The following is a 446-nucleotide window of genomic DNA, read 5'->3' as shown; positions in this document are numbered from 1 at the left end:
ATAGTATCGCTGTTCGGCTGACTCAATCTTTAATTTCAATAGATGACCGGGAGTAACAACGCTCGTGTCGGCGGTGGTGGCTTCCGCCCACCTTCGGGCGGTGGCGGGTCACCACCCAATGATGGTGGTGGTGGAGGCGGTGGTGGCGGGGGAAACGTCGTTCCCGAGTTGGATATTGACCCGGTCGAGTTCGTCACCGAGGCGTTCGCCGGGTTTGTCGCGTCGTTCGCGAACGGTATCGGTGATGTTCTGGATGCGTTCCAGCACCTCGTGTTCGGTATCAACGCACCTGGTAGCACTACCGACACCGCGACGTGGGGAGCACCCGAGGGCGGCCTCTGGTCCGGCGCATGGTGGCTATTCTGGACACTAGCCCCTCTCGCCATTGTCGTGTTGACTATGCAGGCGATGAGTGTCGCCGGACGAGAGAATACCCGCGAAGGGAA

1 pseudogene is annotated in these 446 nt (G+C 60.3%); it reads left to right on the top strand.

What is annotated here, in order from left to right:
* Nucleotides 1–42: 42 nt before the first annotated feature.
* A pseudogene (locus DVK06_RS19515) lies at nucleotides 43–446 on the top strand (hypothetical protein); the annotation flags it as partial.

This window comes from Halorubrum sp. Atlit-28R (genome assembly GCF_003665955.1).
In the GTDB taxonomy this organism is placed as follows: domain Archaea; phylum Halobacteriota; class Halobacteria; order Halobacteriales; family Haloferacaceae; genus Halorubrum; species Halorubrum tropicale.
The sequence above is the reverse complement of the archived record's forward strand: the minus strand, read 5'-3'. Positions and strand labels throughout refer to the sequence as shown.